Origin of the sequence: Chryseobacterium sp. SIMBA_028 (genome assembly GCF_046535285.1) — a bacterium.
In the GTDB taxonomy this organism is placed as follows: domain Bacteria; phylum Bacteroidota; class Bacteroidia; order Flavobacteriales; family Weeksellaceae; genus Chryseobacterium.
Map to the genome: position 1 here is coordinate 1 of NZ_JAWRWZ010000313.1, position 269 is coordinate 269.

Below are 269 nucleotides of genomic sequence, written 5' to 3' on the forward strand. Positions count from 1 at the left end.
AGTGAAGACCACTTAAGTAATAGTTAACTCCGAAATAAGTCATCACCATTGAGCAGAATGCAAACATTGTTGCAACGTGGAAAGCCCATTTGCTTCTTAAGCCCGGAACCAATCTCATGTGGAGTACGAAAGCATATACCATAATCGAGATGAAAGCCCATGTTTCTTTCGGGTCCCAGCTCCAGTATCTACCCCATGATTCATTCGCCCAGATTCCTCCTAAGAAGTTTCCTACAGTTAATGCGAACAGACCTATCGTAAGAGACATT

At 42.8% G+C, this 269-nt stretch carries 1 protein-coding gene; it reads right to left on the bottom strand.

What is annotated here, in order from left to right; all coding sequences use genetic code 11:
* Window positions 1–269: cytochrome c biogenesis protein (locus SCA31_RS23590; protein WP_410699441.1), on the bottom strand; the 269-nt coding region annotated here is incomplete at both ends.